At 69.5% G+C, this 15,756-nt stretch carries 17 protein-coding genes and 1 pseudogene; 12 read left to right on the forward strand and 6 right to left on the reverse strand.

Annotated elements, in window-relative coordinates; genetic code table 11:
• Window positions 1–31: 31 nt before the first annotated feature.
• Both ACUVYZ_RS13555 and ACUVYZ_RS13560 read right to left on the reverse strand, forming a co-directional pair.
• Window positions 32–1,777 (reverse strand): potassium/proton antiporter, encoded by a 1,746-nt coding sequence (locus tag ACUVYZ_RS13555; protein WP_439934989.1) that lies wholly within the window; start codon window positions 1,775–1,777, stop codon window positions 32–34.
• Window positions 1,778–2,021: 244 nt separating this feature from the next.
• The gene (locus tag ACUVYZ_RS13560; protein WP_439934988.1) at window positions 2,022–4,283 is read right to left on the reverse strand and encodes a putative bifunctional diguanylate cyclase/phosphodiesterase; all 2,262 of its coding nucleotides are present in this window, start codon (window positions 4,281–4,283) and stop codon (window positions 2,022–2,024) included.
• A gap of 288 nt (window positions 4,284–4,571) precedes the next feature.
• Between ACUVYZ_RS13560 and ACUVYZ_RS13565 the strand changes: the two genes are divergently transcribed.
• Window positions 4,572–4,859 (forward strand): hypothetical protein, encoded by a 288-nt coding sequence (locus ACUVYZ_RS13565; protein ID WP_439934987.1) that lies wholly within the window; start codon window positions 4,572–4,574, stop codon window positions 4,857–4,859.
• Between the two features lie 24 nt (window positions 4,860–4,883).
• On the opposite strand, the gene ACUVYZ_RS13570 is transcribed toward ACUVYZ_RS13565, so the two are convergent.
• From ACUVYZ_RS13570 to ACUVYZ_RS13585, 4 genes and pseudogenes are all read right to left on the reverse strand, one after another.
• Complete coding sequence (locus ACUVYZ_RS13570; protein ID WP_439935023.1) at window positions 4,884–5,384, reverse strand: YkgJ family cysteine cluster protein; 501 nt, start codon at window positions 5,382–5,384, stop codon at window positions 4,884–4,886.
• 30 nt (window positions 5,385–5,414) lie between these two features.
• Window positions 5,415–5,507: pseudogene (locus ACUVYZ_RS13575) on the reverse strand (SEC-C metal-binding domain-containing protein); the annotation flags it as partial.
• A gap of 96 nt (window positions 5,508–5,603) precedes the next feature.
• Window positions 5,604–6,845 (reverse strand): porin, encoded by a 1,242-nt coding sequence (locus ACUVYZ_RS13580; protein WP_439934986.1) that lies wholly within the window; start codon window positions 6,843–6,845, stop codon window positions 5,604–5,606.
• A gap of 77 nt (window positions 6,846–6,922) precedes the next feature.
• The gene (locus tag ACUVYZ_RS13585) at window positions 6,923–7,219 is read right to left on the reverse strand and encodes a hypothetical protein (RefSeq protein ID WP_439934985.1); all 297 of its coding nucleotides are present in this window, start codon (window positions 7,217–7,219) and stop codon (window positions 6,923–6,925) included.
• 278 nt (window positions 7,220–7,497) lie between these two features.
• Here ACUVYZ_RS13585 and ACUVYZ_RS13590 point away from each other — a divergent pair, with 278 nt between their 5' ends.
• From ACUVYZ_RS13590 to ACUVYZ_RS13640, 11 genes are all read left to right on the forward strand, one after another.
• Window positions 7,498–8,667 carry a DUF3179 domain-containing protein gene (locus tag ACUVYZ_RS13590; RefSeq protein ID WP_439934984.1) on the forward strand — a complete coding sequence of 390 codons (1,170 nt, stop codon included), beginning with the start codon at window positions 7,498–7,500 and terminating at the stop codon, window positions 8,665–8,667.
• A gap of 23 nt (window positions 8,668–8,690) precedes the next feature.
• Window positions 8,691–9,494 (forward strand): YiiX/YebB-like N1pC/P60 family cysteine hydrolase, encoded by an 804-nt coding sequence (locus tag ACUVYZ_RS13595; protein ID WP_439934983.1) that lies wholly within the window; start codon window positions 8,691–8,693, stop codon window positions 9,492–9,494.
• 113 nt (window positions 9,495–9,607) lie between these two features.
• Entirely contained in the window at window positions 9,608–10,117 is a 510-nt protein-coding gene (locus ACUVYZ_RS13600) for a sigma-70 family RNA polymerase sigma factor (protein ID WP_439934982.1), read from the forward strand.
• Window positions 10,099–10,788, forward strand: coding sequence for a DUF3379 family protein (locus tag ACUVYZ_RS13605; RefSeq protein WP_439934981.1), 690 nt, complete (start codon window positions 10,099–10,101; stop codon window positions 10,786–10,788). Before ACUVYZ_RS13600 ends, ACUVYZ_RS13605 begins: the two co-directional genes overlap by 19 nt.
• Before the next feature lie 12 nt (window positions 10,789–10,800).
• Window positions 10,801–11,451, forward strand: a complete 651-nt coding sequence (locus ACUVYZ_RS13610; protein ID WP_439934980.1) for a sigma-70 family RNA polymerase sigma factor — start codon at window positions 10,801–10,803, stop codon at window positions 11,449–11,451.
• Between the two features lie 48 nt (window positions 11,452–11,499).
• Window positions 11,500–12,213, forward strand: a complete 714-nt coding sequence (locus ACUVYZ_RS13615; protein WP_439934979.1) for a c-type cytochrome — start codon at window positions 11,500–11,502, stop codon at window positions 12,211–12,213.
• A gap of 98 nt (window positions 12,214–12,311) precedes the next feature.
• Window positions 12,312–12,578, forward strand: coding sequence for a hypothetical protein (locus ACUVYZ_RS13620; RefSeq protein WP_439934978.1), 267 nt, complete (start codon window positions 12,312–12,314; stop codon window positions 12,576–12,578).
• Window positions 12,579–12,867: 289 nt separating this feature from the next.
• Entirely contained in the window at window positions 12,868–13,554 is a 687-nt protein-coding gene (locus tag ACUVYZ_RS13625; RefSeq protein WP_446033076.1) for a DUF6969 family protein, read from the forward strand.
• Between the two features lie 51 nt (window positions 13,555–13,605).
• A complete protein-coding gene (locus ACUVYZ_RS13630; RefSeq protein ID WP_439934976.1) occupies window positions 13,606–14,076 on the forward strand; it encodes a hypothetical protein in 471 nt (156 codons plus the stop codon).
• Between the two features lie 26 nt (window positions 14,077–14,102).
• Window positions 14,103–14,579 carry a DUF302 domain-containing protein gene (locus tag ACUVYZ_RS13635; protein WP_439934975.1) on the forward strand — a complete coding sequence of 159 codons (477 nt, stop codon included), beginning with the start codon at window positions 14,103–14,105 and terminating at the stop codon, window positions 14,577–14,579.
• Entirely contained in the window at window positions 14,566–15,747 is a 1,182-nt protein-coding gene (locus ACUVYZ_RS13640) for a YeeE/YedE family protein (protein WP_439934974.1), read from the forward strand. Before ACUVYZ_RS13635 ends, ACUVYZ_RS13640 begins: the two co-directional genes overlap by 14 nt.
• The last annotated feature ends 9 nt before the right edge of the window (window positions 15,748–15,756 follow it).

Raw genomic sequence — 15,756 nt, forward strand, 5'->3', positions numbered from 1 at the left:
CCCTTTGCGGCGGGGCCGCATCCCGCGCATTCTACTCCGCGACGGCGCCGCCCGATCCGGCCCGCCGCAGCACCAGGCTCGCCTGGGTGACTTCGCCGTGGTTCACCTCCTTTACCACCAGCTCCACGCCCCCTAAGCGCACCCGGTCGCCTACCACTGGCCGGCCGCTGAAGGAGCGGGCCAGGAACTCTCCTACGGTCAGCCCCTTCGCCCGCTCGGGCACCTCGAACCCGTAGACGGCGGCGAGCCCCTCCAGCTCGGCCTCGGGGTGAATGACGAAAATGCCGAAGTACTGGGCGTCGGTGAGGGCCTCGGGCGGCTGGGGGCCGAAGATCTTCGACACCCGCTCCACGTCTTCGGTGCGCAGCCACACGTAGACCGCGTCCCCCGGCCGCAGCACCTGGTCGGCGGTGGGCGGCAACGTTTGGCCCTGGCGCACGACGCTCACCAGCCGGGCCGTCGTGGGCAGGGGCAGGTCCTGGAGGGACAGGCCCACCGCCGCCGATTCCTCCGCAAGCCGGTACCCCACCACTTCGAAGCCGCTGCGCTCGGGGTAGTCGATCTCCAGGCGCTGCACCGGCTCGCTCAGCGGCGGCGCCTCCAGCCCGAGCAGCCGGGCGAGGGGCGCGATGGTCCACCCCTGCACCACCAGGGACACCAGCACCACGAAGAAGGCCACGTTGAAATAGAGGTAGGCGTTTTCCAGGCCGGCGAACAGGGGGAAGACCGCCAGCACGATGGGCACCGCTCCCCGTAGCCCCACCCAGGCGATGAAGGCCTGCTCGCGCCAGGGAAAGCGGAAGGGCGCCAGGCTTAGCAACACGGCGACGGGACGCGCCACCAGCATCAACGCCAGCGCCACCACCAGCCCGGGCACCGCCACCTCCAGGAGCCTGGTGGGCGTGGCGAGCAGCCCGAGGAGCAGGAACATGCCGATCTGGGCGAGCCAGGCGAGCCCGTCGTGCACCCGCAGGATGTAGAGCTCGCCTCGGGGGCGGCGGTTGCCCAAGGTGAGCCCCGCTAGGTACACCGCGAGAAAGCCGCTGCCGCCCAGCAGCCCCGTGAGCCCGAAGGCGAGCAGTCCCCCCGAAAGGGCGAGCAGCGGGTAAAGCCCCGCCGCCACCAGGGTCAGGCGATCGATCAGCCAGGCGAGGGCGTGGCCCGCCGCGATGCCGAGCACGGCGCCGAGGCCCATCTGCTGCACGAAGCTCGCGAGGACCGTCGCGTCCAAGGTGGTCTTGCCGGCGAGCAGCAGCTCGATCAGGACGACGGTCAGGAACACCGCCATGGGATCGTTGCTGCCGGACTCGATCTCCAGTGTCGCGGCCACCCGCTGCTTGAGCTGCATGCCGCGGGTATGGAGCAGGGCGAACACGGCGGCGGCGTCGGTGGACCCCACGATGGCGCCGATCAGCAGCCCCTCCAACAAAGGAAGGTCGAGGAGGCGGGCGGCGAGGAAGCCGGTCAAGCCCGCCGTGACGGCGACGCCCACGGTGGCGAGGGACACGGCGGGCCACAGGCCGGCGCGGAAGCTCTCGTAGCGGGTGCGCAGCCCCCCGTCGAACAGGATGACCGCCAGAGCCAGGTTGCCGACGAAGAAGGAAAGCTCGAAGTCGTCGAAGCGCACGCCGCCGATGCCGTCTTCCCCGGCCAGCATGCCGACCCCCAGGAACACGAGCAAAAGCGGCGCGCCGCTGCGGGAGGCGGCGGCGGTGAGCACGATGGCGGCGAGGGCCAGCAGGCCGCCGAACAGGATGAGCTGGTTGACAGCGTCCATTCGGAGACTGGGGACGGACTCCGAAGCCGTAGCGGGCAGCGACAATCCACCCCCTTTGGAGCCCGACCGGTACGGCCCGGGTGATGGGGTCGAGAAATGCGTTGCAATTATCGGATGGGGAAAGCGCGTGTGTCCATCGCCGCCGATCCGGGCCTTTTTAGAACCCATCCAAAACCGAATGGGGTGCGTTGAGCAAGGCGAAACGCACCGCGGATTCTCAGGGTGCGCGGAGCGCATCGACCCCTTAAGCGGCCGTCCGGGCGAGGGCTGTGAAGCGGGCGGTGAATTCCTCCCAAGGCGGGGGAGGCGCGGCGAGAAATCCTTGATAGGCGTCGCAGCCGAACCGAGCCAGGGCCTCGAGCTGGGCGGGATGCTCGACCCCTTCGGCCACCACCTGGAGGCCCAGGCTGTGGCCCAGGGCCACGATCGCCCGGACGAGGGCCGCGTCGCCGGCGTCCCCGGCCATCCCGCCCACGAAGGACTGATCGATCTTGAGCCGGTCGATGGGGAAGCGGCGCAGGTAGCTCAAGGACGAATAGCCGGTGCCGAAGTCGTCGATGGCGATGCCCACGCCCAGCCCCTTGAGCCGGGACAGCACGGCGGCGGCGCGGGCCGGGTCCTGCATGGCCGCGCCTTCGGTGATCTCCAGCTCGAGGCGGCCGGGGTCCAGGCCGGTCTCAGCCAGCACTCCGGCCACCGTATCCACCAGGGCTTCATCGGCGAACTGGCGGGCGGAGAGGTTGACCGCGATGGTCAAACCGCGGCGGCCGACGGCGCTCCACGCCGCCCCCTGGCGGCAAGCGGCCCGCAGCACCCACGTGCCCACCGCGGCGATCAGTCCCGTTTCCTCCGCCAGGGGGACGAAGGTCGCCGCCGGCACCCATCCCAGCGCCGGGCTGTGCCAGCGCGCCAGCGCCTCGACGCCGAGCAGGGCGCCGCTCGCGATGCCGATCTGGGGCTGGTAGTCCACTTTCAGCTCGTTGCGCTCCAGGGCGTGCTGCAGCAGGGCCTCCATTTCCAGCCGGGCGGCGGCCGCCACGTCGTTCTCCGGCAGTCCGCAGCGCATCCCGTTTCCCCCGGCGAGCCGCACCTGGTGCAGGGCGGCGTCGGCGATGGCGAGCAGCCGGTTGCCGTCCTGCCCATGGACCGGGAACAGGCTGTAGCCGATGCTGAAGGTCACGAACACTTCGTGGCCGCGCACCGCGAGGGGGGCGAGCATCGCCTCGCGCACGCGGCGCTGCGCCGGCACCGCCGCATCGGCGACGCGGCTGCCGGCGATGAGCACGGCGAAGAGGTCTCCCTCGAACCGGTAGACGCGGGCACGGGCCGCTTCCTCGAAACCCTCCAGCGCTGAGGCCAGCCGGCGGCCGGCGGCGCGCAGGACCTCGTCGGCGGCGCTGTGGCCCAGGCTGTCCACGACCCGGCGCAGGCGATCCACGTTCAACAGCATCACGGCGCCGAAGCCTTCTTCCCGGCCGAGGACCTCCTCCAGGTCGCGCTCGAACCGGCGGCGGTTGGGCAGCCCCGTCAGCGGGTCGTGATAGGCGAGGTAGGCGAGGGTGCACTCCGCCCGCTTGCGCTCGGTCACGTCCACCAGGTAGGCGTGGAACATCTCCGGATCGGAGAGCCAGTGGGCGCGGCCGTCCAGGATGCGGCCGCCGATCTCGTGCTCCCACTCCACCGTGTCCTCCCCGGCCCGCAGCGCCTGGGCGAGCCGCTCCCCGATGTCGGGGGGAAGGAGCCGCCTTGCCTCCGGCGGAAAGCCCAGACGTTCGAGCAAGGCCGCAGCGCCCGGGTTGGCGTACAGCACCGTCCCGTCCCGGGCGAGGCTCAACACCGGGTTTGGGTTGCGCTCCGGGAACAGGCCCAAGCGCCGCCGCTCCCGCGCTTCGGCCAGGTAGGCGTGCACGTGGTAGCCGACGAGGACCGCCACCACGAAGGCCACCGCGGCGAAGCCCGCGACCCAGAGCACCGTCGCCAGCACCCTGGCTTGGGCCAGCGCTCCGCGCTCAGCGACGATTCCCCGCAGCTCGCCCACCAGCAGATCCACCGTGGCGTTGATGCCGGCGCAGATGACGGCGAGCTCGGCGATCAAGGCGCGCGCGGCCTCGCGCTCCGCCGGGGGCGCCTGCAAGGCCCGGTCCAGGCGTACCGCTCGGTCCAGGATCTCCCGGTACTGGCGCTCGATCTCGAGGAGCGCCGGGTGCTCCGCAAAGGCCGTCCGGGCGGCGGCGAGCCCGGCCTCGATGACCGCCCGGTTGCGGCCGTGGCGCGCCAGGAAGCGCTCCCGGTCGCCCGCGAACAGATACTCGTAGAACGTGGGCTCCTCGTCCACCACCGCCACCTTGAGGTCCGAGAGCCGCTCGAGCAGCGGCAAGTCCTCTTCGATCAAGGGGCGGATCGCCTGGAGCGTGCGCTCTCCCTGGAGATAGATGACGAAGGTGAGCAGCAGGTTGAACGCCAGGATGGCGCCGTAGACGACGGCCAGGCTCTTGCGGTAGCGCATCCCGAAGGGCTCCGGGAAATGAGGTGCGGGAACGGCGCGCCGGCGCGGCGTGGTAGTGGGATGAGGAACGGAGAGGCCGCCGGCCGATCTCCACGCTCGTTCCCGCATGCCATCAGACCGGACCGGGCGGGGGAAGCTGACAACCCCCGTCCGTTTGCACAGAAACCGTAAGATCCGGCCGCGCCGAAAGACTAATGGGCAGGTGAAATGCTGGTTGCAGCAGCAGGCTCACCCCAGAGCAACCCGCGATCTGCGGGAACACGGAACGATCGGGAAAGGAGGCTTGCCATGACGAAGGGAATGAAGCTCGTGAACGCGTTTCTCGCGGCGGCGGCCGTGTCCGCCCTGGCCATGCCGGTCCGGGCGGCGGAAGGGGAAGGGGATCGCTATTCCCTCGCTTTCCGCCAGTCCATCACCGACGGCAGTCCTTATGGCACCGACATAAAGGCCGGCATGGAGCGCAAGCGCGGCGTCGAAGGGCGGGCGGGCATCGAGGCGCCCGAGGCCCTGGACCCGCGCGCGCGGGAATTCCAGCGCCAGCTTTCGGCGTCCGACGGCGAATCGTTGGGCTTGTGATGACCCTTTTCCAGGGTCGGCGGATCACGCCGGTGATCCGCCCGGCCCCGGGGGGATGAGGGGCAGGCCGCGCCTGCGCCGCTCGGCGATTTCCTCCAGGAACGCGTGCGGCCCGCGCCCGTACCAGTCGCTTCTCACCCGGTAGAGGAAAGGGGTCCCCGTGCGCAGCATGAGGTCGTCCATCCACCGGATCAGGGCGCCGTCCGGGTCGCGCCCGGCCGGCACCAGCACGTAAAACAGCCCGCCTCTCCAATGGGCCTGTTGAATCAAGATACCCAGTCGATCGGGTCGGAACGCGTCCGGGAACGGGCTCCCGTCGGCGAGCCAGCCGCAGACGAAGGTGCGGCACGGCTCCACCGGCCGGTGCTGGTAGATGCGGCAGCCGCCCCCGGTGCTGAAGGGGCACGGCTTTCCGGGATAGACGTCGTGGCCATAGACGCGGATTCTCACCCAGCCGTCGCAGCAGGCGGTGCAGCCGTCGCACGTCCGTCCGTGGTGGCGTTGCAGAGGCTGCGCTCCTGACAACCCCCACCCCGGGAGCGCGGCTGAAGCCGGCCGGCCGCAACATTTTTTGTACTTGAGGCCGCTGCCGCAGGGGCAAGGGTCGTTGCGCCCCGCAACGCTATTGGAAGCGTCGCCCTCCGCCATGGTCCCACCGCTTGTTGCGCGAAGAAAAGGGGCGGACGCCCGCTGGCGCCCGCCCGATTCTCCGAACCGAGGTCTCGATCCGCCGTCGCGCCTCCCTCAGAAGGAATGGCGGATTCCTAGGGAAACGGCCCGCGGATCCGCGCCCGGACCGCCGACGCCTACTTCCCCCGGTCCGGCGCCCAGGCGATAGAACTGGGCTTCCCCGTTGTCCATGTCCACGTACTGCACGTAGAGCTGGGTGCGCTTGGAGAAGTTGTAGTAGTAGCCGATGGCCCACATCTCCACGTCGGTGCCGCCGCTAGCGCAGGGGGCGCCGCTTTTCAGCCGGCACTCTCCGTCGTCGGCGGTCACGTAGTTGAAGTGCACCGCGCCGGGGCCCACCGGCAGGATGGCGTAGACGCCCCAGGCGTCGCGCTCGTACTCGGTCAACAGGTTGGCGCCAGCGGCGCTGGTCTCGTACTCGAGCCGCTCCCAGAGAGCGCCGACCAGGTACTTGCCCTGGATCTTGTACGAGGCTTGAACCTTGATGCCGGTGTCCTTGGAATCCGCGCCAGGAACGGCGGGGGCCGCCAGGCTTCCCCCGTCGATGGCGCGGGTGCCGAAGAGGTCCTCGTGGCGCTCGTAGGCGACGCCGAGCTGGATGCCCATCCCTTCCCAGGTGAGGGATCCGCCCCACACCGCCGGGTTGGTGGTGCCGCCGGCGGGCTTGGAATCGTTTTCCGCATAGACCGCCCGAAAGCGCACGCCGCGAAATTCCGGCGACCAGTACTGGACGCTGTTGTTCTGCCGCCGGTCGAAGGCCGCGTTGCCGTTCAGGCTGCCGGCCCCCGCGGTGGTGCCGCTGCGCACGCCGAAGCCGGGCGAGCCGATGATGGCGTTGTAATTGGCCGTCGTGGTGCTAAAGAACGGCATGCCGAAGCCGGTGGTCATGGCCTTGTACGGCGTGTCCCAGTTGCCGAGAAAGACCGTGCCCCAGGGGCTGCTCAAGCCCACGGCGGAGTTGCGGCCGGCGAAGGCGCCGGCGGTGGAGCCGTCCGGGCGCACGTCGTTCTCCAACTGGAACCAGGCCTTCCAGCCTCCGCCCAGGTCTTCCTGGCCCTTGAACCCCAAAGCGCTGGAGTTGCTGGTCACCTGGTTGCGGGAGCTGACGTTGACGCCGTTGCCGTTCACGAAGGAGTTGCCGGGAATGGGGCCGAGGGGACTCGCCCCGTCCGACTCGAAGTTCTCGAAGTTCACGTTCAGCGTGCCGTAGATGGTCACACTGCCCTGGGCCTGGGCGGCGGAAAGCGGGAGCGCGAAGGCGCCCGCCACCGCCAGGGCGACGAGGGTCTTGTCCATGGTTGCCTCCTCTCATGGAACTCAAAGCGAGAGAGATTCGCGATGCTGTTCTTTCCCGCCGGATGAAAGATGATTTTTCACACACGAACGCCGTCGCGGGGCGAGGATGCTGCTACTGCCGTTTGGGCTCGGGGCGTCAGGAACCTTCTCCAGCCTTCCCGGATGGACTGGAGCAGGTCTGGGCCGCTCCGGCCGGCGGCGCCGGACGGCTTGTCGCCGGTGCGCTCCTCCGGGTAAGGGGTACCGTCGCTGATCGCCTGGTTTCTCTTCAACCAGGCGCACACGTCCGAGGAGCCCGCCTCGGCGGGCGGCGGGCCAACGGCGAACGCGGCGATGACGATGGCAATGGCCGGTAAAAGCTTGAGCGTCTTCATGACGGGCTCCTTCAGGTGAAGATGGCGAAGCGACGTGCAACCGGCGCCCTGACGACTTCTCAGGACCCGAAGCGGGCGAGGCGTGACCGTCTCGCCTGCAGTTAGTCCGCGACGTGGGAGCGTTCTTACGCCGGCGCGATGGAAGCAGCGTGGGGGGCGCGAAAACAAATTTAATTTGTCGAACCGGCAGGCCCCGTCTTACGTCCTGTCAGGAACCGCCCTGGCCGGCGGTCTAACGGGATAAAGGCGCAAGTGGGGATTTCGGAAGGAGGCGCTCCATGGGCTCGGGCGGAGCGGGGCGATATTCGACGATGCGGTTCCTGGCCTGGACGCTGGCCGGCCTGGTGGCTGCGGGATCCATGGCGGCCGGGGAGGTGCCGGCAGCCCTCAAGCGGGAGTGGCCACGCACCGATTTCAACCGTGCGACGGTGCCCCTGGCAGAAATCCAGCCGGGCGGGCCGCCCAAGGACGGCATTCCTGCCATCGACCGGCCCCGCTTCGAATCCTTCCCCTCGGCGGACCGCTGGCTCCACCCCCGGGAGCCGGTGATCGCGCTGGAGATCGCGGGCGACGCCCGGGCGTACCCCCTGCAGATCCTGATCTACCACGAGATCGTGAACGACCAGGTGGGCGGCCGCTTGGTGGCGGTCACCTTCTGTCCCCTGTGCAACGCCTCCATCGTGTTCGATCGCCGCGTGAAGGACCGGCTCCTGGACTTCGGCACCACCGGTCGACTCAGGAAGAGCGACCTGGTGATGTACGACCGCCAGACGGAGAGCTGGTGGCAGCAGTTCACGGGCGAGGCGATCGTGGGCCACTACGCCGGGACGGTGCTCAGGCAGATCCCCTCCGGGATCGTGGCCTACGAGGACTTCAAGCGCGCCCATCCCCAGGGGCAGGTGCTGTCCCGGGAGACGGGCTTCAGCCGCCCCTACGGCATCAATCCCTACCGGGGCTACGACCGCATCGACGAGATTCCCTTCCTCTTCGCCGAGACCCCGGACCCGCGACTTCCCGCCATGGAGCGGGTGCTCAACGTGAGCGTGGGCGGCCGCCACCGCCTCTATCCCCTGGAGGAGCTCGCGAAGACGCCGGTGGTGAACGACACCCTGGCGGGGGAGCCGTTCGTGGTGTTTTCCAGCGGCGGCCTGCTCTCGCCCCTGGACGAGGGGATCATCACGTCCTCCCGTACTATCCGCGCCGCCGCGGCCTACAGCCGGCGGGTGGGCGGGCGCGTCCTTACCTTCGAAGCGGCGGGCGACGGCTTCGCGGACCGGGAAACCGGCTCCCGCTGGAACCTGCTGGGGCAGGCCGTCGGCGGGCCTCTCGAGGGGACGCGGCTTGAACTCCTGAGCGGCGGCGTCCATTTCGCCTTCGCCTGGCTCGCGTTTAATCCCGATTCCGAGATCTATCGGGTGGACGGCGAGCAACGGGCGAAAGGACGCTAACGGGCCTGGAAAGGAATCGGTGCATGGGAGGCGCGCTTCTTGAAAGGATCGGCCGGGCGCTGGCGAGCTACCTCAACCAGCCCTCCCGCGGCTACCAGCCCCTGGCCACCGCGGACCCCCGCCATCTCGCCCGGGTGATCCGGCCCGGGGACGTGCTGCTGGTGGAAGGCAACCGGCGCATCAGCACCGCCATCAAGTACCTGACCCAATCCACCTGGTCCCACGCGGCTCTTTACGTTGGACCGATCCCGGGGCTGCCTGGTGACCCCAACGACCCGCCGGTCCTGGTCGAAGCCGACATGGTGCATGGAGTGTGGGCGGTGCCCTTGAGCCGTTATGCGGACTACCACACCCGCATCTGCCGCCCGGTGGGGCTGTCGTCCGAGGATCTGCAGAAGGTGGTCGAGTTCGCCATTTCGCGGATCGGCTTAAGCTATGACCTCAAAAACCTGGTCGATCTGGCCCGCTACTTGCTCCCCACCCCGCCGGTGCCCACCCGCTGGCGCCGCCGCCTGCTGGCCTTGGGCAGCGGGGAGCCCACCCGGGCCATCTGCTCTACCCTGATCGCCCAGGCCTTCCAGTCGGTGCACTACCCGATCCTGCCCATCGTCGTGCGCCGCCCGGCGCCGCGGCCCGGGTGCGACTGGTGCTACGACGAGATCTTCCACATCCGGCACCACAGCCTGTTCGCGCCCCGGGATTTCGACATCTCTCCCTACTTCCAGGTGGTGAAGCCCACCTTGGAGGCCGGCTTCGACTACCGCTCCCTCAAGTGGGAGGAAGCGCCGGCCGGCGCCGGCGCGACACAGGCGGCCGCCACCGCGTAGATTGGGAGATGGGAAGCGGGCGGGCATGTCAGGTTTCGTCCGCCCTCCAGGTCTTATCCTGTGAAATGAAAGCCCGGAGCCCAGGTCTCCGGCGCGGGAGGGGGAAAGGCGGAATGGTCTTGGGCTTTCGGCGGCGGGCGTTCGAGACCCTGGTGCGGGCCCACGCGCCGGATCTGTACCGCTACGCCTACTGGCTGTGCCGGGACCGGTTCCTGGCGGAGGACCTGGTGCAGGAGACCTTCGCCCGGGCGTGGAAGGCCTGGGACAGCTTAAGGCGCGAGGAATCGGGCAAGGCGTGGCTGTTTTCGATCCTGCACCACGAGCACGCCCGCCTCTACGAGAAAAAGCGCCTGGAGACCGAGGCGCTGGACCCGGAAGAGGCGCTGGCTGGGGTGGAGCGGGACATGGAGGCGGGTATCTCCCTGCAGGCCGCCCTGAAGCGCCTGCCCGAGGGGTACCGGGAGCCGCTGCTCCTGCAGGTGCTGGGCGGCTTCAGTTGCGCCGAGATCGGGGCGCTGCTCTCCTTGAGCGAGGCCAACGTGATGCAGCGGGTGTCCCGGGCCCGCAAGGCGCTGCGGAGTTTGCTGGAGCAGGATGCGACGCGATGGAAAGAACGCCGATGACGTGCCTGGAGTTCCGCCGGGAGGCGCTGGCCGATCCCCGGCGGCTGAGCCCCGCGGCCGAGGCCCACCGACGGGGCTGCCCCGGTTGCGCCGAGCACCTAGAGCGCCTGCGCCGGCTGGACGAGGACTTGGGGGCGGCGGCCCGGGTACCGGTGCCCGACGGGCTGGCGGACCGGATATTGCTGCGCCACCACCTCGAAGCGCCGGGGCGGCGCGCCTGGATGGCGAAAGCGGCGGGGCTGGCGGCGGCAGCGGCGGTAGGCGGCTGGCTGATCCACGAGGGATCGGGCGACGCGGCCCGCCCGGCTCTTGCGGCCATCGACCACGTGCTCGGCGAGGAGCCCCGCGAGCTGGCCATCGGCCGCCGAGGCGACGAGCGGGTCCTGGCCCGGGTCCTGGAGGCGACAGGCCTCACCCTGCGGCAAGCCCGCGACGTCCGCTATACCGGAACCTGCGCGGTTTACGGCACCTACGCCCACCACGTGATCCTGTACACGCCCCTGGGGAAGGCGACGCTGCTGGTGTTCCCCGACCTGGAGATGAAATCCCCGGTGGTGGCGGAGAGAAACGGAGCATGGGCGCGGGTGGCGAGCGCCGGGATCGGCAGCTTCGCGGTGGTGGCCCCCTCCCGCGAACAGGCGCAGCGCATCGCCGACGCCCTCCGGGCGTAAAGGAGACGAGTCATGCTCATGCCAGGCCAGGTTTCCCGGGAGGAGACGGCGGGGAAAGCGGATTCCCCGGTGGCGATCGAGGCGGCTTCGCCGCCGGCGGGGCGGGTCGTGGCGGACGATCTCGTTCCCCACATGGGCTACTTGCACCGCTATGCCCTGGCCACCCTGCGCGACGGGGAACTTGCCCGGGAAGCGGTGCAGGAGACCCTGTTGGCAGCGATCCGGGGCTTGCCGTCCTTCGCCGGACGGGCCGCGGTCCGCTCCTGGCTCACCTCCATCCTGCGGCACAAGATCGTGGATCTGCAGCGGGAGAGGGCGCGGCGCGTCGCGCCGGATGACGGGGAGGAAGGAGAGGAGGAGGCCTTCGAGGCCTTGTTGTTCAACGCCGGCGGCCAACGGGTCGCACCGGTGGAGGAATGGCGCGACCCGGAACGGGCGCTGGAGCGGCGGGAGTTCTGGGAGGCGTTCGAGCGCTGTGTCGAGGGGCTGCCGAGGAAGGCGGCCCAGATATTCGCCCTGCGGGAGATCCTGGGGGAGTCCATCGAGAGCATCTGTAAGATCCACGGGGTGTCCGCGACCAACTGCTCGGTGATCCTCCACCGGGCGCGGGTGCGGCTGCGGGAATGCCTGTCCGAGACCTGGTTCCGCGATGCGCGCGGATAAAGCATCGGTCGCCGAATCGCCAAGTTCTTGAAAGAAGGAGGAAGATCCATGAGCCGTCCCGAATGTCGTCACCGTACGCTTCCCTGGCTGGTGGCCACCGCCCTGTCGGTGGGCATCGCCAACGCGGCGGGCCCCTGCGGCCCGCGCAACCCCTGCGCGGCGAGGAACCCGTGCGCGCCCAAGGCGAACCCCTGCGCAGGAAGAAACCCTTGCGCCGCCAGGAATCCTTGCGCCGCGAAAAACCCCTGTGCCGCGAAGAGCCCCTGCGCCGCCAAGGCCGATCCCAAGCTGGTCACCCGGCCGAAGAACTACAAGCCGTACAAGGGGGACAAGAAGGAGCTGACCGCCTACGGCGAAAAGCTGTGGAACGACACCAAGCTGAGCACCAACGGGCTCTCGTGCAACACTTGCCACATGAATAACGCCGGGTTCCAGGCGACCTTCGCCCAGCCCTATCCCCACTATGTGGCCATGACCGAGCAGCAGATCGGTCTCAAGAAGGTGTACCTGGACGAGATGGTGCAGGCGTGCATGGTGATGCCCATGGCGGCGAAGCCCCTGCCGTGGGACTCCAAGGAGCTGGCGGCGCTGGTGGCGTACACGGAAAAAGTGCAGAAGACCTTCGACCCGAAGAAAGCGGCCGCCGCCGGTCCGTGCGCTCCGAAGAGCCCATGTGCGCCGAAGAGCCCTTGCGCGGCGAAGAATCCGTGCGCGGCCAGAAACCCGTGCGCCGCGAAGAATCCCTGTGCCGCCAGGCGCTGAGCTTCAGCGGAACCCTTGGCGGGGCGGTGGGGTATCCCCGGGGCGGGGAATGGCAACCGCTCCGGATTCATCACGCTTGTGTAAAAGGAGAGAAAGTCATGAAGCTCACCCGTCGTAAAGCCAAGCTGTTCGCGGGCGCCGTGGCCCTCGGCGTCGCCATGCCCGTCTTCGGCAACCCGTGCGCCGCCAAGAATCCCTGCGCGGCGAGGAACCCCTGCGCCGCCAAGACCGCCACCAAGAAGGGCAGCCCTTGTAATCCCTGCAGCCCGTGCGCGGCGAAGAACCCCTGCGCGGGTAAAAACCCCTGCGCGGCGAAGAACCCCTGCGCCCCCAAGAAAAACCCTTGCGCGGGCAAGCGGTACTAGTGGGGTGGTGCGTTTCGCGTTCGCTCAACGCACCCTACGGAATCTGATGCCTGACGGGGAGCGGTAGAGTGCGCTCTCATGTACTGATTTGGCTTCGGCGGGAAGGGAAACGCGGACGTTCCCTCCCGCCGGCTTTTTCAGGACGGCCGCAAGGGTTCGACCGGTGACGATTTCTTCCGTACCGCGTAAGGAAAAAGCCAGCCGGGGCTCGAAAGGAAAAGGCCGCGCGGGCCCGCCGCCTCTCACGCCCCCCGATCTGGCCGCACTTCCCCGGCCAGCGTTGACGGCCATGCTGGCGGCGGGGGAAGAGGCGCTGGAGTGCCAGCGGGTGCTGGCGAAAGGGGGACTCAACCTGGTGGGGGAAGTCCTCAAGGGCCACGGCACCTTCTACGAGTACGAGCACTATCCGCCGAACGACGTCTTCGACGGCGAGACCTTCAGCCAGTACTACTACCACGCCCACCGGGGCGTGGCGGGGGAGCACGGCCACTTCCACACCTTCCTGCGCTCGGGCGGCATGCCGCTGGGGGTCGCGCCTGTCGCCCACGAGGGCGAGGAGCCATGGCCTTCGGGGAGCGAGGCCATCGCCCACCTGATCGCCGTGTCCATGGACGCCTACGGCCGTGCCATCGGGCTCTTCGCGGTGAACCGCTGGGTCACCGGGGACACTTGGTACCCGGCCCCGGACGTGATCCGCATGCTGGACCGGTTCGCCATCGACCATGCGTATCCCTCCTGGCCCCTCAACCGGTGGCTCACCGCCATGTTCCGGCTCTACCGTCCCCACATGGAGGCGCTGCTCCGTCACCGGGACCAGGTGGTGGCCTGCTGGGCCGCCGAGCACCCGGGACAAGACGTCTACGAGGACCGCCGGCTGGAAGTCACGGGGTGGCTTCCGGTGGACGTGGAGCAGGACGTGGCGCGCCTGCGGGCCCTGGCGGGCGGGGTACGGCGGCGCGCGGGGGCGGGGCGATAAGCGCCCGCTGCGTCGGAGCGGGATTTCTGGAACCTTTTACGAAGGCATGCCATGACCCATCGATTGCCCGGTCTATCGACCCTCGCCGTCGCCCTCGGCGCCGCGGTGGTCTCGCCCTACGCCGCGGCCGCCGCGCCCGCGGTGATCAAGCTGACCCAGACACCCTGCCAGTTCCTGGAGAGCGAGCACGGCCAGGACCACGGCTTCCAGAGCGCCCGGGCCGCCGACTGCGAAGCGATCAACGCCCGCACGGGGGAGGCGCGCCTGGCGAAGGCCCGGGTCCTGGAGCTCAAGCCCGGGAAGTACGTCTTTCGCGTGACCAACAAGAACGTGCCCTACGAGCTGGGCTTCTGGCTCCGGGGCGAAGGGGGTGTGGGCCGGGCGACCCTGCCCAGTATTTCGGGCGGCGGCCTGACCACCGGCAAGACCCAGGACTACGCGATCGAGCTCAAGCCCGGAAACTACGTGTATTCCTGCCCGTTGAACCCGACGCCGGACTACAAGCTGGTGGTCAGACCCTGATCCATCCGACGGTGAAAGAGGCTTCCATGGCGAAATCGAGACTCGCGGGCGCGCTGGCCGGCGTGGCGCTGTTGTGCGTAGCCGCGCCCGGTTGGGCCGACAATCCGGCGCCGTATCCCGGCACCGTGACGGTGAAGTCCTCCCACGGCTTCGACGCGCTGGTGGCGCGGCTGGAAAAAGCCATCGCCGACCACGGCCTGGGGCTCGTCGCCCAGGCGAGCGCCAGCCGGGGAGCGGCGGCGCGGGGCGTCAAGATTCCCGGCAACGCGGTGCTCATGGTGTTCCGCAACGATTACGCGGTGCGCATGCTGGAGGCGAGCGTGCCGGCGGGGATCGAGGCGCCCCTGCGGCTGTACGTGACGGAAAACGCCGACGGCACCGCAGCCATCACCTACCGCCGGCCGAGCGCGGTCTTCGCCCCCTACGGCAATGCCAAACTGGACGCTCTGGCGAAAGAGCTGGACCCGATCTTCGAGAGAATCGTCACGGATGCTGCCCGCTGAGGCGGGATCGGCGCGGCGCTCCGGCGCCGTCCCGCAACGGGGGGTGCTGGCGTGCGCCGCGATGGCGGTGATGATCCTGACGGCGCTGACCGGTGCCGAGTCGCCGCGGCTCGCGCTGCTCTTCGCCATCGGCGCCCTCATCGGTACCACTATGTACCACGCCCACTTAGGCTTCACCGGCGCCTACCGGCGGCTGCTCACCCGGGGCGAGGTGGACGGGGTGCAGGCGCAACTGGCGATGTTGGCCCTGGCGAGCGTTCTGTTCGCGCCGGTCCTCGAGGCCGGAAGCGTCCTCGGCCGGCCGGTCGCCGGCGCGGTGGCGCCGGCCGGCTGGCAGGTGGCGATCGGGGCGTTTCTCTTCGGCATCGGCATGCAGCTCGGGGGCGGTTGCGGCTCGGGCACCCTCTACACCGTGGGCGGGGGCAGCCTGCGCATGCTTTTCACCCTCGCCGCCTTCTGCGCGGGAGGCTTCTGGGCGAGCCTGCATATGGAGCACTGGGAGCGGCTTCCGGTGTGGGAATCGCGCAGCCTGGCGGAGCTCATGGGCTGGGCGCAAGCCCTGGCGCTCCAGCTCGCGGCGCTTGCCCTTCTCGCCGGGATCGCCGGGCGCTTCGGGCGCCGCCGGGCGCCGGCGCCGCCGGAGCGCTTCGGGTGGGAACGCCTCCTCGCGGGCCCCTGGCCCCTGGCGGCGGGGGCGGTGCTGCTCGCCCTCCTCAACGCCGCCACGCTGGCGGTGGCCGGGCACCCGTGGAGCATCACCTGGGCGTTCACTTTGTGGGGCGGCAAGGCGGCCATGCTGCTGGGCTGGGATCCCGAGGGCGAGCCTTTCTGGAGCGCCCCGTTCCAGCGCGCCGCCCTGGAGTCGCCGCTGCTCTCCGACGTCACCTCGGTCATGGACATCGGCATGATAATCGGGGCGCTGGCCGCGGCGGGAGCTTCCGGCCGCTTCGCGCCGCGGATGGCGATGCCGGCGGGGCTCCTCGCCGCGGCGGTGATCGGCGGGCTGCTGATGGGCTACGGCGCGCGCCTCGCCTACGGCTGCAACATCGGCGCCTTCTTCTCCGGGATCGCTTCCACGAGCCTCCACGGCTGGCTGTGGATCGCCGCGGCCCTGCCCGGCAACTGGGTGGGCGTGAGGCTCCGCCCCTGGTTCGGTTTCAAGGACTGAGCCTTCCGG

Source organism: Pelomicrobium sp. P1 (genome assembly GCF_052805615.1).